This is a genomic window from Hyphomonas sp. CY54-11-8 (assembly GCF_000682735.1).
Lineage (GTDB): Bacteria > Pseudomonadota > Alphaproteobacteria > Caulobacterales > Hyphomonadaceae > Hyphomonas.
The window spans coordinates 30,787-51,720 of record NZ_AWFD01000038.1; the positions used below are offsets into that span (position 1 = coordinate 30,787).

A 20,934-nucleotide genomic window follows, 5' to 3' on the forward strand; every position below is an offset into this window, starting at 1 on the left:
GTCGGGCTTGACGTGCCCCCTTGTCAGGCGCTTTGTGCCATCCGAAGTAAGACAGCACGCAGTTGCAGCAAGGAGACGCACATGGCTGACCAGGATCCGGTCGTAATCGTTGGCATGGCCCGCACCCCGATGGGTGGCCTTCTCGGAGACCTCGCCGGTTTCAGCGCGAATGAGCTTGGCGCCATCGCCGTCGAAGCCGCGGTGAAAGAGGCCGGCCTCGCACCGGGCGACGCCAATGAAATCATTATGGGCAACTGCCTGCCCGCCGGCCAGGGCCAGGCTCCGGCCCGTCAGGCTGGTTTCAAGGCTGGACAGGATAAGGGCCTGGAAGCTGTCACCATCAACAAGATGTGTGGCTCCGGCATGCAGGCCGCTGTGATGGGCCGCAACGCCATTCTCGCCGGCGACGCCGACATCGTGATCGCGGGTGGCATGGAATCCATGACCAACGCCCCGCACCTGATCAATGCCCGCAAGGGCCACAAGTACGGCACGATGGCTGCAGAAGACCACATGGCCCTCGACGGCCTGTCCGATGCCTATTCCAAAGGCCCGATGGGCCTGTTCGCCGACAAGATCGCCGGTGAGTACCAGTTCACCCGCGAACAGCAGGATGCGTACGCCATCGAAACGCTGAAGCGCGCGCAGGAGGCCACGGCATCCGGCAAGTTCAAGCGCGAGATCGCGCCGGTCACCGTGAAGACCCGCAAGGGCGAGACGGTGGTCGACGTCGACCAGCTGCCGCGTGAAGCCAAACCGGAGAAAATCCCGGATCTGCGCCCGGCCTTCTCGAAGGACGGCACCGTGACCGCCGCCAACGCTTCGGCTATCTCCGACGGCGCTGCCGCGCTCGTCCTGATGAAGAAGTCCGAAGCTGAAAAGCGCGGCCTGAAGCCGATCGCCACGATCGTCTCGTCTTCCAGCCACGCCCATGAGCCGGAATACTTCACGACCGCTCCGGTGCCGGCCATGCAGAAGGCGCTCGCCAAGGCAGGCTGGGGCGTCGACGAAGTCGAACTCTGGGAAGTCAACGAAGCCTTTGCGGTTGTTCCGATGATCGCCATGAAGGAACTCGGCATCAGCCACGATAAAGTGAACGTGAACGGCGGCGCTTGCGCCATGGGTCACCCGATCGGTGCGTCCGGCGCCCGCGTGATCGTTACGCTTCTGGCCGCCATGGAAGACCGCGGCGCCAAGAAGGGCGTGGCCTCGCTCTGCATCGGCGGCGGTGAAGGCATCGCCATGTGCCTCGAGCGCGCATAAGCGCCTCGCCTGACGACACAACATGATCTAGATCTGAACGGGCCCGGGATCACTCCCGGGCCCGTTTGCATTCGGAGCCTGAATGAATATCAAACTCGGCGACTTCGACGACCCGCAAATCCGGGAACTCCTGCGCCAGCACCTGCAGGGCATGGCAGAGACGTCTCCGCCCGGCCACAGCTTCGCATTGGATCTGAGCGGCCTGCAGCGGCCGGATGTGACCTTCCTGTCCGTATGGGACGGCGAGATCTTGCTCGCGATCGGCGCGATGAAAGAACTGGCCGCCCATCACGGCGAACTGAAATCCATGCGCACACGGAGAGACAGTCTGCGCCGGGGGGCCGCGACCGCGATGCTGGAAGCACTTCTGGATCTGGCGCGCCAGCGCGGCTACCGGCGGGTCAGCCTGGAAACCGGCTCGGGCGAGGCTTTCGAGCCGGCGCTCGCGCTATACCGCAAGCACGGATTCCGGAGTGGAGACGCTTTTGCCGATTATGTCGGCAGCGACTTCAATCAATTCCTGCATCTCGACCTGGCCTGACCGGCCAGGCGCATTACTTGACGTTTTCGACGAGGTCGAGCGGCAGGGCCGTCGTGCGCTTTGCCACGCGGATCACAATGCGCGACTGCACATCGGAGACGAGCGCCGACCCGAGCAGCTTGTCGCGCAGGAAATTGTCATAGGCATGCATGTCGGTCGTCACGACATGGATCATGTAGTCCACCTGCCCCGTCACCGTCATGACCTCGGTCACTTCCGGCCAGGCAAGCACCATGTCCTCGAACGCCTGAAGGTTCTCCCGGTTCGGCAGGGCGAGCTTCACGCTGGCGATCACTTCGAAATTCAGCCCAAGCGCAAAATTGTCGAGAATCGTGACACGTCCGCGGATGAAACCGGCTTCTTCCATCCGTTTGATCCGGCGCCAGCACGGCGAGGAAGAAAGTCCCACGCGATCGGCGATTTCCGCAACGGAAAGCCCTGCGTCCCGCTGGATGATGTCAAGAATCTTGGCATCAACTGAGTCTATTTCTTGGGCCAATTTTCTAATTTCCTCGCAGATTTGGGCATGATTTGCCCCTATCTACCAAAATTGGCGCAAGAAAGGCAAGCTTTTTCGTGAATTTTGTCGAATAATCTTCCAGTTCCTTGGAGCGGACAGATTACCCATGCATCATCGTGAAGTTACGCTGAACGACAAATACGATCTTGTCGAGGGCAAGGCGTATATGACTGGTATTCAGGCACTGGTCCGCCTGCCTCTTGATCGAAAACGCCTGGATCTGCGCAATAATGTGAACACGGCCGGATTTATATCCGGATATCGTGGGTCTCCCCTTGGTGGTTATGACCAGCAGCTGCGCGCCGCGCAGAAATGGCTGGACGAGCATGACATCAAATTCTGGGAAGGCCTGAACGAAGACCTCGGCGCCACCGCCGTCTGGGGCAGCCAGCAGCTCGGCCTGTTCCCGGGCGCAAAATATGATGGCTTGTTCGGCATCTGGTACGGCAAGGCGCCGGGCGTCGACCGGACGGGCGACGTGTTCAAGCATGCCAATGCCGCAGGCTCGTCCGCACTTGGCGGCGTCCTCGCCATTGTCGGTGACGACCACAATTGCAAATCCTCCACCCTGCCCTCGCAGTCCGAATTCGCGATGATGGACGCCGAGATTCCGGTGCTGAACCCGGCCTCGATCCAGGACGTGCTGGACTATGGCATCCATGGCTGGGAGATGAGCCGCTTCTCCGGCACCTGGGCCGGCATGGTGGCGCTTGCCGATACAATGGATTCCGGCTCTGTCGTCCAGGTCGGCCTCGACCGCTTCACGATCGTCCAACCGGACTTTGCCCTGCCTGAAGAAGGCGTGCATATGCGCCGCGGCGATGCCCCGCTGTTGAAAGAACAGCGCCTGCGGCAGATAAAGATCCCGGCGGCGCAGGCCTATGTTCGCGCGAACCGGCTGGACCATGTGATCCTGCCATCGCCAAAGCCGCGCGTCGGTATCGTCGTGACCGGACAGGCTGCGCGCGACGTGTTCGAGGCGCTTGCCGCGCTCGGTATCGATCCGCAGGAGGCCGGCCGCCTCGGGCTTGCCATTTACAAGGTCGCCATGCCGTGGCCGCTTGAGCCGCAGCGTATCCGCGAGTTCTGCACAGGCCTCGAACGCGTGCTCGTCATCGAGCACAAGCGCCCGCTGATCGAAGACCAGCTGCGCTCGGTCCTCTACCGCCTGCCTGACAATCAACGCCCCTTCATCGAAGGCAAGCATGACCGGGACGGCAATCGCCTCCTGTCCGACATTGCCTCGATCACGATCCCGGAAATGGCCGCTGCCTTGATGGAAGTGATTCCGGAAGGCTGGGACACATCCCGCGCTACTGCCTATTTTGACCGCGTTGGCCGCGCCGGTGAAGCCGCGCGCACCAATGCCTCCCCGACCGTCCGCACCCCGCATTTCTGCTCGGGGTGTCCGCACAACACCTCCACCGTCGTGCCGGAAGGGTCCCGCGCGCTGGCCGGCATTGGCTGCCACTATATGGCGAACTTCATGCCGGACCGCCACACCGACATGACAAGCCAGATGGGCGGCGAAGGCATCGCCTGGGTCGGCCAACACTGGGCGACCGACGAGCCGCATGTTTTCGTCAATCTAGGCGACGGCACCTATTCCCATTCGGGCAGCCTCGCCATCCGCGCCGCCGTCACCTCCGGCGCGAACATGACCTACAAGATCCTCTACAATGACGCCGTCGCCATGACCGGCGGACAGCATGTGGAATCCGGTCAGACCCCGGCCCAGATCGCCCAGCAGGTTCGCGCCGAAGGCGTGCGCACCATCGTTATCGTCACCGAAGACACGACCCGCTACGCGAACGTCAAAGGCCTGCCCGGCGGCGTGAAGATCTATGACCGCGACGATCTGGAAGACGTACAGCTGACCCTGCGCGACACGCCCGGCGTGTCCGTCATCATCTATGACCAGATCTGTGCAACCGAGAAACGCCGCCGTTCCAAGCGCGGCCTGCGCGCCCCGGACCGCACGCGCGTCATTATCAATACCGAGGTCTGCGAAGGCTGCGGGGATTGTTCGGTGAAGTCGAACTGTCTCTCGGTGGAGCCCGTCGAAACCGATCTTGGCCGCAAGCGCCGGATCAATCAGTCCACCTGCAATACGGACCTCTCCTGCCTGAAGGGTTTCTGCCCGAGTTTTGTCACCATCACCGATGGCGAACCGGCCTGGGAAGACCAGGAACGCCCGGCCTTCAGCGCCGACGGCCTGCCCCTGCCCGAAACGCCGAGTCTTGCCCAGCCTTACAACGTGCTGTTCACCGGCGTCGGCGGTACTGGCGTGACGACGGTGGCCGCCGTGCTTGCCATGGCCGCGCATGTGGACGGCCATGCCGCCTCCAGCCTCGACATGACCGGCCTTGCTCAGAAGGGCGGCCCGGTCCTCTCCCACATCCGCTTCGCGCGCGAGCCGGAACAGATCTCGACCGGCCGTGTGCCGCCCGCCAGCGCCGATGTCGTCATCGCCTGCGACCTGGTCGTGGCCGCCGGCGGCGATGCGTTGAACCTGATGGATGCGGACCGCACCGCGGCCTATGCCAACAGCGACGTGACCCCGACCAGCGAGTTCATCCGCAACCGCTCCAAGCGCTTCGAGAGCGATCTTCTCTCTGCCCGCGTCAAGCGGCAGGCAAGCGAGTTCAGCGCCTTCGATGCCGAAGCGCTCGCCGTCGGCTATCTGCATGACGCGATCTACACCAACATGATCATGGCAGGCTTTGCCTGGCAGAAGGGGCGCCTGCCCGTCTCGTTGCGCGCGCTCTACCGCGCCATCCGCCTGAACGGCACCAAGGTCGATGATAACATGGCCGCCTTCAATATCGGTCGGATCGCTGCAGCAGACCCGGACCGCCTGATCCGTCAGCAGGATCCGCGCGGTGATGTACCGGAGCAGACGCTAGAGGAACTGATTGAAGATCGCGCCGCGCGCCTGACGGCCTACCAGAACGCCGCCTATGCAGGCCGCTACCGCGAGATCGTCGAACAGGTACGCAAGGCTGAGAAAGCCGTCAGCCGTGATGAGAAGCTGACCCGTGCCGCGGCCTTCTATGCCTACAAGGTCATGGCCTACAAGGACGAATACGAAGTCGCCCGTCTCTACACGGACGGAAAATTCGCCGAGCAGCTCGCCAGCCAGTTCAAGGGCGGCAAGCTGCGCTTCTGGCTCGCGGCGCCGATGATCGCGAAAAAGGATTCGCACGGCCACCTGCAGAAGAAGCATTTCGGCCAATGGATGATGCTGGGCTTCAAACTGCTGGCGAAGTTCAAGGGCCTGCGCGGTACGCGGTTCGATTTCTTCGGCTATACCGAGGAACGCCAGCATGAGCGCAAGCTGCGCGATGATTATATCGCCGGATTGGCGCGCATCACGTCCGAGCTGACGGAGAAGAACCTCGAGCTGGCCATCGCCATTGCCCGCGTGCCGGATGACATTCGCGGCTTCGGTCATGTGAAGGATGCCGCCTTGCAGGCTGCGAAGGTGACGGAAGCAGAGCTCTGGAAAGGCTGGCCGGAAGGCAAGTTGCCCACAGCAAAAACAACGCTGATCGCCGCAGAATAGTCACGGACTCCCCACAAGAGTGATAGGGTCAACGAAAGACCCTATGGAGGATTCCCATGCGCCGTTCGATTGTTCCCGCGCTCACCGCCTTTGCCGTTCTTGGCGCATGCCAGCAGCCAGCCGCGGCGCCAGAACCGGAAGCGCCTGCGCCGGCGGACACCAGCACCGCGCCTGAAGAGGAGCCGTCGCCCGTGCCTGTTACTGTGCCTCTGGAAGCCACCGCGCCCCTCGCCCAAGGCAATAATCTCTTTGCTTGGTCGCTCTATGACACGCTGGACGGCGAGCCCGGCAACATCTTCGTCTCGCCTGCCTCGATCAGCGAGGCGTTCGCCCTGCTCTATCCCGGCGCGGCGGGGGAAACTGCGTCGCAGATGGCGAGCCTGTTCGGCTATGACGGTGTCCCGACGGACGCGTTTGCCGCGACCCAGAACGTACTGAACAATGCGGTCGCGGCGGACACGGAGACAACCAAGCTGACCGTGGCGAATGCCGCCTGGCTACGCGAAGGGTCGACCTTTCAGGCGCCTTACCGCGACGCCGTCGAAGGCATTATGAAAGCAAAGGTCGCGCTTGTGGACTTCACCCAGCCGGCCGCTGCCGCAAAGCTGATCAACAGCTGGGTCGAAGACCATACGAACAACAAGATCCAAGATCTGATCCCGCCAAGCGCGATCCGCCCCGGCCTGACCGAACTGATCCTGACCAATGCGGTCTGGTTCAAGGCCGACTGGAAAAGCCCGTTCAAGGCGGAGGCGACACAGGACGGAACGTTCTATTCGCCCTCAGGTGAGATCACCGCGCGCCTGATGAGCCAGACGCTGAAGAAGGCCCGCTACCTGTCCCGCGACGGCTATGCCGCACTCGATCTCGACTATGCCGGAAATGACTATGCCCTCACCGTGATCCTGCCCGATGCGCAGGACGGACTACCGGGCGTTACCTCGGCCATGACGCCGGAGAGCTTCACCACGCTCCTGTCGGACATGGACACCACTGAGGGAAGGCGTGTGCATCTCGTGCTGCCGAAAGTCTCCATCGAAGCCGATTATGAGCTGAACGATCCGCTGATCGCGCTCGGCCTCGGCGATGCCTTCACCGGCGCGGCGAACTTCTCCCGCCTGATCGAAGGGGCCGGCCCCGGCGACCTTGTGATCAGTAAGGTGCTGCACAAGACCTTCCTCGACATTGACGAGAAAGGCACCGAAGCGGCTGCGGCCACGGCGATCGTCATGGAACGCACAGCGATCTTCATTCCGGATGAGGAGCCGGTCGAGTTCCGCGCGGACCATCCGTTCCTGATCGCACTGCGCCACAAGCCGACGGGCACCGTGATGTTCATGGGCCGGGTGGAGACACCGCCGCCGGTTGAAGAATAGGATCCGCCAGGGGGATCAGTCGGCAGGCGAGACTTCGACGTCGACGATCTTGCCTTTCTTGCCGAGCTTTTTCAGCTCGCGCTCAAGGTTCTTCTTCTTGATGGTTTTGCGGGTGTGCTTGCCGTTCTTGTAGGTCACGTCGAGACGGACATGCTCGTCCGGCCCGTCCAGCGCATCGCCGGTCACGCGTACCGCCGTTCCGCCGACCCAGACGACGCCCTTGCCCGCGACGCCCACGACGTCGACCGCAAAGCCGACCGGCGCGGTTACAACCCTGGAGGCAGCACAGGCCGGGGCAAAGATGAAGACGGCCGCAATCAGGATGGCCCGGATGATGCGCATGTCTGGTCTCCCCGTTTCACGGGGGAGACTAGATCAGGCAAATGTTGAGGGCACCTTACGACGCCGCAAGTCTCAGCCGCGCGCCAGAGTCTCGTCGATGAGGCGGGCGGTGTTGTCCTTGCCATAGAGCGCGGCGAAGCTGCCGAAGCGCGGCCCCTGCTCCTGCCCCAGCAGCACTTCGTAGAGCGCCTTGAACCAGTCGCGCAGATTCTCGAAGTGGTGATCCTTGCCGATAGTGAAGGTCAGCGTCTGCAAATTCTCCGAGGTCGGCTCGTCTGCGAAGGCCTTGAGATGAGCTGACAGGTCTTCCATGGCCGTGCGCTCCTGCTCCGTCGGGGCGCGATAGGTCTTCTGCGGCAGGATGAAATCCGTGTAGTAGCGCATCGCATAGCCAGCGAGTTCATCCAGCAGCGGATGCGTCTCAGGCGAAGCCTCGGGCGCGTATTGCGTGATGAAGCCCCAGAGCTGGGCCTTGTCTTCGGCATTCGCCACAGCAACGAGGTTCAGCAGCAGCGCGAAGCTGACCGGCATGTCCACTTTCGGCGGATTGCCATTGTGGATGTGCCAGACCGGGTTTTCGATCTGCCGGGCCGGGTCCTCGTCCGGATATTTCTCCAGGAAGGTCAGGTATTCGTCGACCGCTTTCGGGATGACGTCGAAATAGAGCTTCTTCGCCACGCGAGGCTTCTGGAACTGGAAGAGGCTGAGGCTCTCGTCGGGCGCATATTTCAGCCAGTCCTCGACCGAGATGCCATTGCCCTTGGTCTTGGAGATCTTCTCGCCTTTTTCGTCGAGGAACATCTCGTAGACGTACTGTTCCGGCGGACGCTTGCCGAGGATCTTCGTGATCTTCGAATAGATCGGCGCGTTGGCCTGATGGTCCTTGCCGAACATCTCGAAGTCCACGCCAAGGGCGGCCCAGCGCATGCCGAAATCCGGTTTCCACTGCATCTTCACATGCCCGCCGGTGACCGGCAGCGTGAATTCCTTGCCGCTCTCGTCGTCGAACGTGATCGTGCCCTTCGTACCGTCGACGGACTTCATCGGCACATAGAGGACATGTCCGGTTTCCGGATGGATCGGCAGGAACGGGCTGTAGGTCGCCCGGCGTTCCTCGCCCAGCGTCGGCAGCATCACGTCCATGATATCCTGATACTTCTCCGCCGAGCGCAGCAGCATCTCGTCGAAGCGGCCGGACTTGTAGCAATCGGTTGCCGACAGGAATTCGTACTCGAAGCCGAACTGGTCGAGGAAGGCGCGCAGGCGCGCATTCATGTGCTTGCCATAGCTTTCATGCGTGCCGAACGGGTCCGGCACCGCGGTCAGTGGCATCTGGAGATAAGGTTCCAGCTTCTCCGGGTTCGGCACGGTCGGCGGCACCTTGCGCATGCCGTCCATGTCGTCTGAGACGCAGATCAGGCGCGTCGGGATCTCGCCCTTCGTCAGCACTTCAAAGGCATGACGCACCATGGTCGTGCGCACGACTTCGCCGAACGTGCCGATGTGCGGCAGACCGGACGGGCCGTAGCCCGTTTCGAAGATCACAGGTTCACCAGGCTTTCGCTGGCCGGCTTTCTCCTGCTGCTCAACACGCTGTTTGAGTTTCCGCGCCAGCTCGAAGGGCCATGCCTTGGCGGATTCGGCGAGGATGGAGAAATCGGTCATTTCGGTCTGGGTCTCCCGGTGGGCAAATAAAGGAAGCCGACGGTCGCGTCTTGCGAACGCCGGCTACCGGTAAAGCGGTTTGGTGTCTGGCCTCAGTTAAACGTGCTCGGGTTGGCGAGACGCTTGTGAATGGGCCACTCGGCAAAGGCCAGATACAGAAAAGCGATCAGATTGACCAGTGGTACCAGCATGAGCAGCGACCAGGCTCCGTTGAACCCCGCCTTGCTCCAGATTTTCCAGTAGGCGACGATAAACAGGATAATCATCGCCAGATAAACGACACCGACCACAATCATCATTGTGCCGGCTGCAGCATCGTTGGACATGTATTCCTCCCTCCTTTTCAGGACCTTCAGCCTAGGACGGAACCTCCCTTTGCTCAAACACTAACCCGCCGGAGTGGATTCCCGGCGCGAAAATTCGTGTAAGAAATTTTTGACATGTCAAAAATGTTTTACTACATGGTGTGTAAGATATTTTTGACATCGAAAGGGACGCACAATGTCATTCCGTGAGAAAACCGCCTGGGCCATGGGCGCCATCCTGATTGCTGCCGGGATCTGGTATTTCCAGCGGGTCATCGGCCTGTCTGAGGCGCTGGGCGAGACGGCTGCGCCGAACATGCGGTTCGTGATCGGCTACATCATTCTGGTCATACTGGCCTCCATCCTCGTCAACGTGATCATCGCCAGCAGCGCCGGAAAGGAAGCCGAAGCGCCAGCCGACGAGCGCGAACGGGCGATCCTCGACAAGGCGGGGCACTGGTCGGGCTATGTCCTGGCCGTGGGCGCCGTCGCAGGCCTCTGGCATTTCAGCTGGCTGCATGACGGAAACCTCCTGTTCCACATCATCTTCGGCGCGCTGATGGCCAGCCAGATCGCGGAATACGCCTTCCAGATCTTCCTGTTCCGCAGAGGCGTTTAACCATGGCCAAGCGCCCCCCCATTGGGAATCGTATCCGTGAGCTGCGCGAGCAGCATGACAATATGAGCCAGGCCGCCCTCGCCGAAGCGATCGGCGTGACCCGCCAGACCGTGATCGCCATCGAACAGGGCCGTTACTCCCCTTCCCTCGAAAGCGCCTTCCGGATTTCGCGCGTGTTCGGCGTCGGCCTAGAGGACGTGTTCAGCTGGCTGGAACCCCGAGATAGCTGAGCACGGCGTGGCGGATGCGGGCCTTCAACTGGTCCGGATCTGTTTCGCCATAATCCCCGGCAAAGTCGCACATGCCGTGCACCATGCCGAACAGATCCTTCGCCACCACATCGAGGTCAAACGGCAGGTCGATCCGGTTGGCAACGAGAAGCTCCCGGATCAGCGCCAGCACGGAGTCGTGCTTGGCCTCCAGCTCCGGATCGGCCGCCAGCCGATGCTCTTCCACATCGATCAGGCGGGCCAGCGCCGGCCGGTCAAGCTGGTGAGCCACGACCACATCGATCAGCGCATTCAGCTGCACCCGGAAATCCTGCCCGGCGGTCGCCTCGGCCGCCGCATAGACATTGTCGTGCAGTTGCATCGCGTCCGCCATGACGAGGGCCGCCGTGACCGCGTCCTTGTTGGGGAAGTACTGGTAGAGCGATCCGATGGACACGCCCGCCCGCTTTGCGATGGCATTGGTCGTGTAGCCGTCGAATCCCTCGCTTTCGAGAATGCGAGCCGCCGCTTCCAGGATCGCATCCACTGTCGCGGCGGAGCGGGCCTGTACTGGTGATTTTCTGGGCCTGGGGATGGTGGTCTGGGTCATGGGCAAATGCGAGTTTCAATATGAGCTATTACTCATATTTTTAGACGGTAGGTGCTTTAGACAGGAAAGGAAAGCCCCATGCCTTTCGATTGCAGGAATACCGGCCACACGAACAGCGGCCTGAACGATGCCAACATCGCGCACACGCTGAAACAGCTGCACAAGCAGGCCTCCGGCCGGGATGCGCTGGTGTTTGCCCGCGCCCTGCCCGCGATCATCTCCGGCAAGTTCACAGGCCGCTCGACCTTCGAAGCGGCAGAGCCCTATCTCTCCAAGGCCTTCATCCCGGTGTCGGAAGAGTTCGGCCGCTTCATGTACCTGACGGCCCTGTCGCGCGGCGCCCGGAACATCGTCGAATTCGGCTCGTCCTACGGCATTTCCTCCATCTACCTGGCTGCCGCCGCGCGGGAGACCGGCGGTTTCTTCACAGGGACCGAGAAGGACAGCGCCAAGGCGCAGGTCGCGCTGGCGAATTTGAACGAGGCCGGCCTGTCGCGCTGGTCGGACATTCGCGAAGGCGATGCGCTGGAAAGCCTCGCCCCGCTGGAAGGACCAGTCGACTTCCTCTTCCTCGACGGCTGGAAGGATCTCTACATTCCTTTGCTAAAGCTGATGGAGCCGAAACTCGCGCCTGGCGCCGTCATCTTTGCGGACAATATCAAATCCTTCCGCAAGACGTTGAGGCCCTTTGTGGACTATATTTCAGACACTTCGAACGGCTATGAGACGACGATCCTGGACATCGGCAGCGGCGTGTCGATGTCGATCTGTCGGAAGGCGCACTGAGCCACGTAAAAATCCGTATTGACAATCATTCGCAGTGATTGCAAATGGTTCTCATGATCATTTGCGTCTGTAATGCCCTGAACTGCAAGAGCGTGCGCGCGGCCGTAGAGGCCGGTGCGGACAGCCCGAAGGCTGTGCAGGCACATCATGGCTGCCGGTTCCAGTGCGGCAAATGCCGGTCCTCGATCGGCGAAATGATCGCGGACACTGAAATTGATCGCGGGCCCGCCCCGTCGCTGATGGCCGCCGAATAGGGCAACCTTCTGGTATTGCTGGATTTTCCGGAACAGTCTGAGACTGTTTCGCACTCTCATATGCAATTGATTTAATTGGATTTTTCTTGCGGCGCAGGCCCAATCGGCCTATCTGCTAAGTATATTCACGTAACCGATTGAAGGAGCTCTCCCATGAAAGGCGACAAGAAGGTCATCGAATACCTGAACAAGGCGCTGAAGAACGAGCTCACCGCCATCAACCAGTATTTCCTGCACTCGCGGATGCTGCACGACTGGGGCGTTTCGAAGCTCGGCGACAAGGAATACAAGGAATCGATCGAGGAAATGGAGCATGCTGACTGGCTGATCCAGCGCGTCCTGTTCCTTGGTGGCCTGCCGAATCTGCAGGATCTCGGCAAGCTGCACATCGGCGAGAACGTCCAGGAAATCCTGGAATGCGACCTGAAACTCGAGAACGCGGCGATCCCGCTGCTGCGCGAGGCCATGGCCTACAGCGAGTCGGTTCAGGACTATGTCAGCCGCGACCTGTTCGGGAAAATCCTCCACAATGAGGAAGAGCATGTCGACTATATCGAGACCCAGTTCGAACTGATCGAGCGGATCGGGATCGAGCGCTACACCATGCTCCAGTCCGAGGCGAACGCGTCGCCAGAAGGCTGACCGGCCACATGAACAATCCAATGTATACACCATCAATAGACCATGAAGAGGCGCCTCCCGGGGCGCCTCTTTTCATTCCGCGCAGGCGACCAGTGCGGCATTGAACGCCGCCTGAGGCAGTGACGCATTCTCCCGCACGCAGGCATCGACCCTCGCCTTTGCGTGCACCTCCTCGAAACGGCCCTCACCTGAGATACGCTTCCGCAGGTACAGCGCCCGATCGGCGTCGCCTGTCAGGATGAAAGCCGGGTGCCAGGGAATGTCCGCTGCCTTGGCGAGTTCGTTCGTGCAGTTGGACGTCAGCGTGTTGTAGAAACGCGGGCGCTGTTCGATGGAGACCGTCTTCTCCAGCAGCGCGGTAAGATAGGCTTCCGCTTCCGCCTGGCTGAGCGCCAGCGGATACATGTAGAGCTCCCGGTCCATCATCACCGCGCGGCGGGTCATCAAATCCCTCGGGCTTGCCCAGTAGTACATGAGCTCGAACTTGTTGAAGGTGCCGCGAAACGCCGAATAGGTTTCGCGCGTTTCCTTGCGCGCCTCGATGGTGAGGCCGACAAGATCCCCTTCCCCGAATTCGAACATGACGAAAGTATGCGCCATGACGGTGAGGCCCGGATGCGGCTCCATCACGAACCAGACACGGCGCACATCCGAAATGCGATGCGGCGGCACCGCGCTCCACACCATTTCGTCCGAATCATTTTCTGTATACGTCCAGTCACCATAAGGCGCGATGGAGAAAGTGCCGTCCTGAAGTTCCACATGCGGCAGGCGCGAGAGATGCGGATACCAGTTCCGGTCATGCCGCGGCTGCTTGGTGACAACGGCCAGCAGGAAGACGCCGAACGCCGCAAGCGCTGCCACAAGGAACGGAGAGATCCAGCGCACCGGCGCTAATAGCCTGCCGGTTTGAAACTGTCTGCCTGCGCCATCGCCCATTCGCTGGCGAGGTGCGTGCCGGCCGCGTCGGCCAGCAGCTGGCCGCGATGGAGAAGATCATATGCTTCGTCCGCGGGGCGGACGATGTCTTCCGTCACCCGGTGCATGATGTGGCGCGGTGTCAGTTCGCCCGGATGCTTGCAGCCTGCCGCGCCGACCACTTCCATCAGCGCTTTGACGGTATTGCGGTGGAAGTTTGCGACACGCACGGCCTTGTCCGCAACGTCCAGCCCGTGCTGGCGTGTCGGATCCTGCGTCGCGATACCGGTCGGGCAGCGATTGTTGTGGCAGTTCAGCGACTGAATACAGCCGAGTGAGAACATGAAGCCCCGCGCCGAATTCACCCAGTCGGCACCGAGTGCCATGGAAGACGCAATCGCAAAGGCACTGACCTGTTTGCCCGAACAGGCAAGACGCACTTCATCCTTCAGGCCCGTTCCGACCAAAGCGTTTCGTGTCAGAACGAGGCCCTGGCGCAGCGGTGCGCCGACATGATCCAGGAATTCCGCTGGTGCCGCGCCCGTGCCGCCTTCCCCGCCATCGACGACCATGAAGTCCAGGAGGACGCCGGTCTTCAGCATCGCCTTGCAGAGCGCCAGCACTTCCCAGCGATTGCCGACGGCGAACTTTGCGCCGACCGGCTTGCCGCCGGACAGCTCGCGCAGCTTGGCCACGAACTCCATCATTTCGATCGGTGTCGAGAAGGCCGAATGCGCAGGTGGCGACACACAGGTCTCACCGACCTTGATGCCACGCGCCTCTGCGATGGCTTCTGTCACCTTCGCCCCGGGCAGCACGCCACCATGGCCAGGCTTTGCACCCTGGCTAAGCTTGATCTCGATCATCTTGATCTGCGGGTCGGCGGCGACGTCCTTGAACCGCTCCGGATCGAAACTGCCGTCAGATGTGCGGCAGCCGAAATAGCCGGAGCCAAGTTCCCAGACGAGATCCGCCCCGCCCTTGCGGTGATAACGCGAGACGGAGCCTTCGCCCGTGTCGTGATAGAAGCCGCCTTTCTTCGCGCCCGTCGACAAGGCTTCGATGGCGTGGGCGCCGAGTGATCCGAAACTCATTGCCGAGATATTGAAGACGCTTGCCGAGTATGGCTTTGACGTGCCCGGCGCACCCACCGTCACACGCGGGTCTGTTTCATCGCAATGCACCGCGGCCATTGAGTGGGCTAGCCATTCATAAGGCGGACGATCGATCTCCAGATGACTGCCGAACGGTTCGACAGACGTGACGTCTTTCGCGCGCCGGTACATCATCGAGCGTTCTTCGTGATTGAAGGGTTTGCCTTCCGTCTCGCTCTCCACAATGTAGGAGCGCAGGAACGGCCGCATCTCTTCTGCCAGCCAGCGCACGCGCGACAGCAGCGGATAGTTACGCCACAGCGTGTGCCGCCGCTGGATCAAATCCGATATGCCAAGCAATGTGATGAGGCCGGCAATGATGGCGGTGCTTTGTGCAACCGCGCCTGTCGGCCAGAAATAAATACCTGCCGCAAAAACCAGCGCGACGATGATCAAGACCGAATAACGTGACATGAGCTTCCGGCGCCTCCCAACCGCTTCCCTATTCTTGCGAGCCTAGCGGTGTCCGCTCTTGTGTGAAAGACTTCCACTCAGGGGAGACGAGATGCCCCCCTTCTGCATAAAAGGATCATCTATGAAACCCGTCCTGCCTCTCGCCGCCCTGTTCATCCTGGCCGCCCCGGTTGCAGTTGCTCAATCCACCTCACCGACAGGCGGGCGCGACTATCAGGAAGATGTCTATGTGACGCCCTATTGGACGCGCATGCCGGTGATTGAATCCATCGGGCGCGCGAACATGCAGGTCGCGCCCAACAGAGCTTCCTTTTCGGTCACCTATCTGGAAACCGACAAGGATGCCGAAGATGCAATGAAACTTGCCGTGCAACGCGCAAGGCTCGCTTACGACACTGTGAAGAAGATCGCGGGTGACAAGGCCATCGTGCAATCCTCCGTGTCGGTCGCCCCCTACTACGAACAATACCGCGACAAGGATGGCTACAAGATCGAGAACGACCGTCCGGACAAGGTTGTCGGCTACGAGGCGGAAGCGTCTTTGAGTGTTGTGATCGAAGACATATCTGTAGCGGGTGAAGCCCGCGCCGCGGTGCTCGCGCTAAGCCCGGAAACCTCAACACCGCTGAGAACCTATCTCGAAGCGACAACAGAACTGAACCTTGCAGCTTATGAAGCCGCGGTCGCCGATGGATCTGCGCGCGCAAAGGCAACGGCAGAAGCGTCCGGTTCGAAGCTCGGGAAACTGCTGGCGGTGCAGGAAGGCAATGGCCCTTGTCTTGGGCGTTGGACCACTTCTGCAGGCGTGAACAGCGATTATCATGATCGCTCACGCAACATGGTTGCAGCACCTGCCGCTGAAGCCGGCATGCGGAACGAAAGCATCATCGTGACAGCGCAGAAGATCGGCAACAAGGAAGTTCAGATCACGCAGGAAGACATCGATGCGCTGAACCTTCCATCTGATCTGCCAAAACTGAGCATATCGTCGAGCGTCTGCATGATCTACGCAGTCGGGAACTGATGCAAATCCGAGTACGGATTAAATAAAAATACGTGCGCCTGCGCGATTCATGGTCGCCAAGGGTTGTTTCCTTGTGGAAATCGTGGCTTGGGTGTTTTGCGTTTCGTTTTGATTCGTGAACAGTGCTGCGTAATCTGAAAACACGCCCGTCCGTCGGGCCCATAGAGGAGACACTCCCATGGCAAAAGCTACCAAGAAAAAAGCAGCGGCGCCGAAAAAGGCCGCTGCTCCGGCAGTGACCAAGCCGGCAAAAGAGCCGTCGAAAAAAGAAGTCCTGATGGAGAAGTATGTCGCCGACCTCAAAGAGAAGGTTGGTGAAGCTCGTCCGGACATGGCGCTTCTCGAAGGCGCCGTGAAGGCTTGCGGCCCGGCCATCTACAAATCCGACTCCGCAACGGTCGCCGCTTCGTCGAAAGACGAAATGGCCCGCATCAAGAAAACCTTCATCGCGAAGAAGCTTGGCGTCACTGACGAAGCCAAGGCTGATGCGGCGCTTGCCGAAGCGATCGAGAAGTATGGCCGTTCGGTTCGCGCCAAGCACCGTCCGGTTGTCTACTACCTCGTCGCAAAAGCTCTGCGCAAAGGTTCTGCTCTGAAATAAGCAGTCTTCCGGAAACGGAAAAAGCCGGGCCAGCTTTCGCTGCGCCCGGCTTTCTTTTGCCTCGCGTTGGCCGTCTGGCTTAGTACCCGTTCAGCTTCGCATAGCGATCGCGGTGCCAGCTGGCCGAGCCATACATCGCTTCCTGCGCGCGGGCGCGCTTCATGTAGAGACCAGGATCTGCCACATCGGTCATGCCGATACCGCCATGCATCTGGACACATTCGTTCGAGACAAGATGCACCAGCTCGCTGGCTTTCGCTTTTGCGAGGCTGGCGAGTTCGGCAACATTGGTCTTGCCTTCATCGACAGCTGACAGGGCCGCCGCGACGCAGGACCGCGTCATCTCCAGCTCGGTGAACATCTTTGCGGCGCGGTGCTGCAGAGACTGGAACGAGCCAATCAACTGGCCGAACTGTTTGCGGCTCTGCAGGTATTCCAGCGTCATGTCGAACGCGGCCTGCGCGGAGCCCAGCATTTCTGCCGCCTGTCCGATCGCGGCCCGGTCCAGCACCGGCTCCAGAACGTCTGCACCTTCATCGGCTGCACCGATCAGTGCGCCTTCGCCCACCATCACATCCGTGAAGGTGATGTGCGCGGCGCCATGGCTGTCCGCCGTCTTCAGCTCCTGGATGGAGACGCCCTTGGCATCAGCCGGAACAAGGAACAGCGACAGGCCGTGACGGTCACCAGCCTCACCGAAGGTCCGCGCGACGACAATCAGCATGTCGGCATGATGGCCGTCCGGTACATAGCGCTTCTCGCCATTGATCGTGTAGCCTTGTCCGTTGCGTTCGGCTTCGGTGGCGACGTTCAGCGGATTGAAGTGTGCGCTCTCGTCGAGAGCGAGCGCGAAAGTCACGTCGCCGCCGGCGATCTTCGGAAGCCATTCGGCTTGCTGTGCCGGCGTGCCGCCGAGCTGGATCGCACTGGCGCCGATCAGCGCGGTTTGCAGCAGCGGCGTGGCAGCCAGCGTGCGGCCCTGCGCCTCAAGGATCTGGCCCAGGCCAACCAGGCCGAAATGTTCGCCGCCCGGTTCTTCCGGCACGATCACGCCAAAAAAGCCAAGCTCTGCCAGTTTCTGGCGGGTTGCCGGGTCCTTGCCATTGGCACCGCTGTCGCGCAGTGCACGCAGATGCGTCACCGGCAGTTCATCACGTGCGAACGCCATGGCGGTGTCACGCAGCATTTCCTGATCTTCGGTCAGAAGGAAGGTCATGTTGTATATCTCCTGTAATCTTCTGCCGTCGGCTTACTGATGGTCTTTCAGGCCAAGCACGCGCTTGGAGATGACGTTGAGGTTGATTTCGCTGGTGCCGCCTTCGATGGAGTTACCCTTCGAGCGCAGCCACTGGCGGGTGACTTTCTTGGCGGTCGGGTCAAAGCCCTCCCCTTCCCAGCCGAGCCCTTCAGTGCCGAGTGCCTCGATCAGAAGCTCGTGACGGTCCTGGTTCATCTTGGCCGCGCCGTATTTCAGGATGGACGCGGTATGGCTGACGGCCTGCCCGGCCTTGGCCTGTTCAGCCTGGCGCTGGACGGTCAGGCTGAAGGCCTTGGCGTACATCTTGTGATCGGTGATGCGGCCGCGCAGGTCGCCATCGAGAAGACGGCCATCGCTGTCTGTGCCGATATGCTGCTTGGCATAGTCTTCCGGCCCCATGATGCCGGAACCGCCCGTACCGCCAAAACCGCCGGCGGAAATCGAGGAGCGTTCGAACTGCAGCAGGCGCTTGGCGATCTGCCAGCCGCCATTCACTTCGCCGACCAGCTGGTCCTTCGGCACTTTCACATCAGTGAAGAAGGTTTCGCAGAACGGGCTTTCGCCCGAGATCAGCAGGATCGGGCGCGCTTCGACGCCGGGGCTTTCCATGTCGAACAGGATGAAGCTGATGCCTTCATGCTTCACGCTCGTGTCGGTCCGCACCAGGCAGAAGATCCAGTCGGCCTTGTCGGCGTAGGAGGTCCACACCTTCTGGCCGTTGATCAGGTAATGATCGCCCTTGTCTTCGCAGCGGGTCTGCAGGTCAGCCAGATCAGAGCCGGCGCCCGGCTCTGAATAGCCCTGGCACCAGCGGGTGCGGCCATGAATGATGTCCGGGATGAAGCGCATCTTCTGTTCTTCATTGCCGAACTCAAGGAGGGCCGGGCCGAACATCCAGAGGCCAAACGAGAACAGCGGCTGGCGCGCCTTGATGCGGCTCATCTCCTGCTGCAGCACACGGGCCTCGGCCGGGGAGAGCCCGCCGCCGCCATATTTCTTCGGCCATTGCGGCGCGGTCCAGCCCTTTTCGGCCATCCGTTCCAGCCAGACTTTGGATTCCGGGTTCTTGAACTTCTCCCGCTTGCCGCCCCAGACGATTTCGTCGTCCTTCATTGGCGTGCGCATGGAGGGTGGGCAGTTTTCCTCAAGCCAGCTGCGCGTTTCAGCGCGGAAGGTCTCGAGCTCGTCGACGGCAGTGTCGGCCATGGCGGTCTCCCTATCAGATATGACAGGTGAGACCCTATTCCCCTGCAGCGGCTGAGCCAAGCGCTACCGCTAGGTCAGATATGCGGTGTCTTGGCCCAGTAGTGCGGCGTGCGGGCGAGGCTCCAGAGGGCGCGTATCATGGCGAAGGTCTGGAGGGGCCAGTAAAGCGGCAGGGTCAGGATGTCGCCAACCCGCTGCCAGCTCCAGCGGCCAGGGGCCAGGCTGGCCGACAGGGCGCCGGTGAAAAACGACAGGCCGAGGGCGCTGAGCCCGAAAACGCCGAGGGATACGCCGGGAAGCAGAAAGCAGGTGAGACACCACACGGCCCAGGGACCATGGACCATTGCCGACAGGATCGCTGCGCCGAGCGTCATCTGGACAGAAAAGAAATCGACCGGCCTCAGGCCGCGAATTTCGGTTCGCCCACGCATCAGCACGAGCCAGGTCTGCATATACCCTTTCAGCCATCTTGAACGCTGGGCCCGCCATACGCTTCCCGTTTCGGGTGGTGCCTCGAGTGTCGGAGAGCGGATCGCGCCGACCCGGTGCCCGAGTCGCGCGAGGCGCAGGCCAAGGTCCGCATCTTCGGTCACATTCCATGCATCCCAGCCGCCCGCAGCGACCAGAGACGTGCGGCGGAAGTGATTGCTTGTCCCGCCGAGCACCACAGGCAAGCCGAGCCAGGCCAGCGCCGGCACCAGTAGGCTGAACTGGATCGCATATTCCAGCGCCCATTGCCGCGCGATCCAGCTGCCTTTCGCCGGCGTACCAACCAGCGGCGCCTGCACGCAGGCAAGCTCGGTATTCTGGGCATTGAAAGCGCGGACCGCCGCCTTCAGCTGGCCTGGGTGGGGACGGTCTTCGGCATCGTAGACGACAACATAAGTCCCCCTCGCCCGGGCGAGGCCGTAATTGAGCGCGCGCGGCTTGGTCTGCGGCTGGCCCGCCGGAACCACCAGCAGCTCCGTGCCCATAGGCCAGACCTGTGCGCGGACGGCCCTTTGGGTGCGCACGTCTGTCTCTTCGACCAGCAATTTGAGGTCGATCCTGTCCTTCGGATAGTCGAGCGCGGCCACGGCCCTTGCCAGCTGGGGCATGACCGCAATTTCGTTCTTCAACGCGATGAGGATCGTGTAGACCGGCAACAAGGGGGTCGCGCCGCTATCGTCCGGCAGGTCCTCCCGGCTGAGCCGGGCCGCCACGATCAACAGGAACAGGCGGAACAGGATGATCGCCACGAAGATTGGTGGGATGATCACGCCGGCCAGAAGGCCGACAAGCTCCGGCATGAGCAGTGTCAGGACGCCAAAGGTCTTCAGTAGGCGGATGGAAAATGCACGCTGGCCCCGATTGAGGGTGCGGCGGGCGGACAGGCCTGGCGCCTGACGTTCCAGTTGATGCGCCGCTTCAAGGGCAAGACGAATATCGGGCTTGGGACAGCTCAGGGGCGCGCGCAAATGTGCGCGGCCAGTACCGCCGTTGAACCCCTCGCCACCCATAGCCTTATGAAGCCTTTGGTTAACAGCGGCACCACAAATCACAGGTTGAATTTGTTACGATAACGAAACGAATCGCCCCGAAAGAGAGAGGATTCCCCCCAAAGAAGAGCCCGGCGTGCGGCCGGAAGCGATCCACAGAGATTTCCACAGGTCGGGATCTCCC

21 protein-coding genes are annotated in these 20,934 nt (G+C 61.3%); 11 read left to right on the forward strand and 10 right to left on the reverse strand.

What is annotated here, in order from left to right:
• Nucleotides 1-81: 81 nt before the first annotated feature.
• Nucleotides 82-1,263, forward strand: a complete 1,182-nt coding sequence (locus HY17_RS18225) for a thiolase family protein (RefSeq protein WP_034769366.1) — start codon at nucleotides 82-84, stop codon at nucleotides 1,261-1,263.
• Between the two features lie 82 nt (nucleotides 1,264-1,345).
• Nucleotides 1,346-1,804, forward strand: coding sequence for a GNAT family N-acetyltransferase (locus HY17_RS18230; protein WP_034769368.1), 459 nt, complete (start codon nucleotides 1,346-1,348; stop codon nucleotides 1,802-1,804).
• A 13-nt stretch (nucleotides 1,805-1,817) separates the two neighbouring features.
• On the opposite strand, the gene HY17_RS18235 is transcribed toward HY17_RS18230, so the two are convergent.
• On the reverse strand, nucleotides 1,818-2,303 hold the full coding sequence (locus HY17_RS18235; protein WP_034769371.1) for an Lrp/AsnC family transcriptional regulator: 486 nt from the start codon (nucleotides 2,301-2,303) through the stop codon (nucleotides 1,818-1,820).
• A gap of 127 nt (nucleotides 2,304-2,430) precedes the next feature.
• On the opposite strand from HY17_RS18235, the gene HY17_RS18240 reads away from it, so the two are divergent.
• A complete protein-coding gene (locus HY17_RS18240; protein ID WP_034769373.1) occupies nucleotides 2,431-5,889 on the forward strand; it encodes an indolepyruvate ferredoxin oxidoreductase family protein in 3,459 nt (1,152 codons plus the stop codon).
• Nucleotides 5,890-5,945: 56 nt separating this feature from the next.
• Entirely contained in the window at nucleotides 5,946-7,265 is a 1,320-nt protein-coding gene (locus tag HY17_RS18245; RefSeq protein ID WP_034769375.1) for a serpin family protein, read from the forward strand.
• A gap of 15 nt (nucleotides 7,266-7,280) precedes the next feature.
• On the opposite strand, the gene HY17_RS18250 is transcribed toward HY17_RS18245, so the two are convergent.
• The 3 genes from HY17_RS18250 to HY17_RS18260 all read right to left on the reverse strand — a co-directional run bounded on the left by HY17_RS18250 (nucleotide 7,281) and on the right by HY17_RS18260 (nucleotide 9,598).
• The gene (locus HY17_RS18250) at nucleotides 7,281-7,607 is read right to left on the reverse strand and encodes a hypothetical protein (RefSeq protein WP_034769377.1); all 327 of its coding nucleotides are present in this window, start codon (nucleotides 7,605-7,607) and stop codon (nucleotides 7,281-7,283) included.
• 72 nt (nucleotides 7,608-7,679) lie between these two features.
• Nucleotides 7,680-9,272 carry a lysine--tRNA ligase gene (locus HY17_RS18255; protein WP_034769378.1) on the reverse strand — a complete coding sequence of 531 codons (1,593 nt, stop codon included), beginning with the start codon at nucleotides 9,270-9,272 and terminating at the stop codon, nucleotides 7,680-7,682.
• Between the two features lie 92 nt (nucleotides 9,273-9,364).
• On the reverse strand, nucleotides 9,365-9,598 hold the full coding sequence (locus HY17_RS18260; RefSeq protein WP_197020311.1) for a hypothetical protein: 234 nt from the start codon (nucleotides 9,596-9,598) through the stop codon (nucleotides 9,365-9,367).
• Between the two features lie 175 nt (nucleotides 9,599-9,773).
• Here HY17_RS18260 and HY17_RS18265 point away from each other — a divergent pair, with 175 nt between their 5' ends.
• Together HY17_RS18265 and HY17_RS18270 are read left to right on the forward strand one after the other, a co-directional pair.
• Nucleotides 9,774-10,196, forward strand: coding sequence for a hypothetical protein (locus HY17_RS18265; protein WP_051600308.1), 423 nt, complete (start codon nucleotides 9,774-9,776; stop codon nucleotides 10,194-10,196).
• Between the two features lie 2 nt (nucleotides 10,197-10,198).
• A complete protein-coding gene (locus tag HY17_RS18270) occupies nucleotides 10,199-10,426 on the forward strand; it encodes a helix-turn-helix transcriptional regulator (RefSeq protein ID WP_034769379.1) in 228 nt (75 codons plus the stop codon).
• On the opposite strand, the gene HY17_RS18275 is transcribed toward HY17_RS18270, so the two are convergent.
• Nucleotides 10,398-11,015 (reverse strand): TetR/AcrR family transcriptional regulator, encoded by a 618-nt coding sequence (locus HY17_RS18275; protein ID WP_034769380.1) that lies wholly within the window; start codon nucleotides 11,013-11,015, stop codon nucleotides 10,398-10,400. The genes HY17_RS18270 and HY17_RS18275 overlap by 29 nt on opposite strands.
• 78 nt (nucleotides 11,016-11,093) lie before the next feature.
• Here HY17_RS18275 and HY17_RS18280 point away from each other — a divergent pair, with 78 nt between their 5' ends.
• The 3 genes from HY17_RS18280 to bfr all read left to right on the forward strand — a co-directional run bounded on the left by HY17_RS18280 (nucleotide 11,094) and on the right by bfr (nucleotide 12,697).
• Nucleotides 11,094-11,801 carry an O-methyltransferase gene (locus HY17_RS18280; RefSeq protein WP_051600309.1) on the forward strand — a complete coding sequence of 236 codons (708 nt, stop codon included), beginning with the start codon at nucleotides 11,094-11,096 and terminating at the stop codon, nucleotides 11,799-11,801.
• A 44-nt stretch (nucleotides 11,802-11,845) separates the two neighbouring features.
• On the forward strand, nucleotides 11,846-12,055 hold the full coding sequence (locus HY17_RS18285) for a bacterioferritin-associated ferredoxin (RefSeq protein ID WP_233348867.1): 210 nt from the start codon (nucleotides 11,846-11,848) through the stop codon (nucleotides 12,053-12,055).
• Nucleotides 12,056-12,208: 153 nt separating this feature from the next.
• A complete protein-coding gene (bfr, locus tag HY17_RS18290; RefSeq protein ID WP_034769385.1) occupies nucleotides 12,209-12,697 on the forward strand; it encodes a bacterioferritin in 489 nt (162 codons plus the stop codon).
• 72 nt (nucleotides 12,698-12,769) lie between these two features.
• Here the strand turns inward: bfr and HY17_RS18295 are convergent, their stop codons facing one another.
• A complete protein-coding gene (locus HY17_RS18295; RefSeq protein ID WP_034769390.1) occupies nucleotides 12,770-13,585 on the reverse strand; it encodes a DUF4105 domain-containing protein in 816 nt (271 codons plus the stop codon).
• 5 nt (nucleotides 13,586-13,590) lie between these two features.
• Entirely contained in the window at nucleotides 13,591-15,183 is a 1,593-nt protein-coding gene (locus HY17_RS18300; protein WP_034769392.1) for an FMN-binding glutamate synthase family protein, read from the reverse strand.
• A 121-nt stretch (nucleotides 15,184-15,304) separates the two neighbouring features.
• On the opposite strand from HY17_RS18300, the gene HY17_RS18305 reads away from it, so the two are divergent.
• Both HY17_RS18305 and HY17_RS18310 read left to right on the forward strand, forming a co-directional pair.
• Nucleotides 15,305-16,207, forward strand: a complete 903-nt coding sequence (locus HY17_RS18305) for an SIMPL domain-containing protein (protein ID WP_034769394.1) — start codon at nucleotides 15,305-15,307, stop codon at nucleotides 16,205-16,207.
• A gap of 178 nt (nucleotides 16,208-16,385) precedes the next feature.
• Nucleotides 16,386-16,808, forward strand: coding sequence for a DUF2853 family protein (locus tag HY17_RS18310; protein WP_081813227.1), 423 nt, complete (start codon nucleotides 16,386-16,388; stop codon nucleotides 16,806-16,808).
• A gap of 79 nt (nucleotides 16,809-16,887) precedes the next feature.
• Here HY17_RS18310 and HY17_RS18315 read toward each other — a convergent pair whose 3' ends face one another.
• The 3 genes from HY17_RS18315 to HY17_RS19755 all read right to left on the reverse strand — a co-directional run bounded on the left by HY17_RS18315 (nucleotide 16,888) and on the right by HY17_RS19755 (nucleotide 20,729).
• A complete protein-coding gene (locus HY17_RS18315) occupies nucleotides 16,888-18,024 on the reverse strand; it encodes an acyl-CoA dehydrogenase family protein (protein ID WP_034769396.1) in 1,137 nt (378 codons plus the stop codon).
• Nucleotides 18,025-18,057: 33 nt separating this feature from the next.
• Complete coding sequence (locus HY17_RS18320) at nucleotides 18,058-19,272, reverse strand: acyl-CoA dehydrogenase family protein (protein WP_034769398.1); 1,215 nt, start codon at nucleotides 19,270-19,272, stop codon at nucleotides 18,058-18,060.
• A gap of 74 nt (nucleotides 19,273-19,346) precedes the next feature.
• A complete protein-coding gene (locus tag HY17_RS19755) occupies nucleotides 19,347-20,729 on the reverse strand; it encodes a glycosyltransferase family 2 protein (protein WP_158531429.1) in 1,383 nt (460 codons plus the stop codon).
• Nucleotides 20,730-20,934 lie beyond the last annotated feature (205 nt).

Coding starts and splice junctions, on each gene's coding strand:
- HY17_RS18225 (WP_034769366.1), top strand. CDS start 82: ATGGCTGACCAGGATCCGGTCGTAATCGTTGGCATGGCCCGCACCCCG.
- HY17_RS18230 (WP_034769368.1), top strand. CDS start 1,346: ATGAATATCAAACTCGGCGACTTCGACGACCCGCAAATCCGGGAACTC.
- HY17_RS18240 (WP_034769373.1), top strand. CDS start 2,431: ATGCATCATCGTGAAGTTACGCTGAACGACAAATACGATCTTGTCGAG.
- HY17_RS18245 (WP_034769375.1), top strand. CDS start 5,946: ATGCGCCGTTCGATTGTTCCCGCGCTCACCGCCTTTGCCGTTCTTGGC.
- HY17_RS18250 (WP_034769377.1), bottom strand. CDS start 7,607: ATGCGCATCATCCGGGCCATCCTGATTGCGGCCGTCTTCATCTTTGCC.
- HY17_RS18255 (WP_034769378.1), bottom strand. CDS start 9,272: ATGACCGATTTCTCCATCCTCGCCGAATCCGCCAAGGCATGGCCCTTC.
- HY17_RS18260 (WP_197020311.1), bottom strand. CDS start 9,598: ATGTCCAACGATGCTGCAGCCGGCACAATGATGATTGTGGTCGGTGTC.
- HY17_RS18265 (WP_051600308.1), top strand. CDS start 9,774: ATGTCATTCCGTGAGAAAACCGCCTGGGCCATGGGCGCCATCCTGATT.
- HY17_RS18270 (WP_034769379.1), top strand. CDS start 10,199: ATGGCCAAGCGCCCCCCCATTGGGAATCGTATCCGTGAGCTGCGCGAG.
- HY17_RS18275 (WP_034769380.1), bottom strand. CDS start 11,015: ATGACCCAGACCACCATCCCCAGGCCCAGAAAATCACCAGTACAGGCC.
- HY17_RS18280 (WP_051600309.1), top strand. CDS start 11,094: ATGCCTTTCGATTGCAGGAATACCGGCCACACGAACAGCGGCCTGAAC.
- HY17_RS18285 (WP_233348867.1), top strand. CDS start 11,846: ATGGTTCTCATGATCATTTGCGTCTGTAATGCCCTGAACTGCAAGAGC.
- bfr (WP_034769385.1), top strand. CDS start 12,209: ATGAAAGGCGACAAGAAGGTCATCGAATACCTGAACAAGGCGCTGAAG.
- HY17_RS18300 (WP_034769392.1), bottom strand. CDS start 15,183: ATGTCACGTTATTCGGTCTTGATCATCGTCGCGCTGGTTTTTGCGGCA.
- HY17_RS18305 (WP_034769394.1), top strand. CDS start 15,305: ATGAAACCCGTCCTGCCTCTCGCCGCCCTGTTCATCCTGGCCGCCCCG.
- HY17_RS18310 (WP_081813227.1), top strand. CDS start 16,386: ATGGCAAAAGCTACCAAGAAAAAAGCAGCGGCGCCGAAAAAGGCCGCT.
- HY17_RS18315 (WP_034769396.1), bottom strand. CDS start 18,024: ATGACCTTCCTTCTGACCGAAGATCAGGAAATGCTGCGTGACACCGCC.
- HY17_RS18320 (WP_034769398.1), bottom strand. CDS start 19,272: ATGGCCGACACTGCCGTCGACGAGCTCGAGACCTTCCGCGCTGAAACG.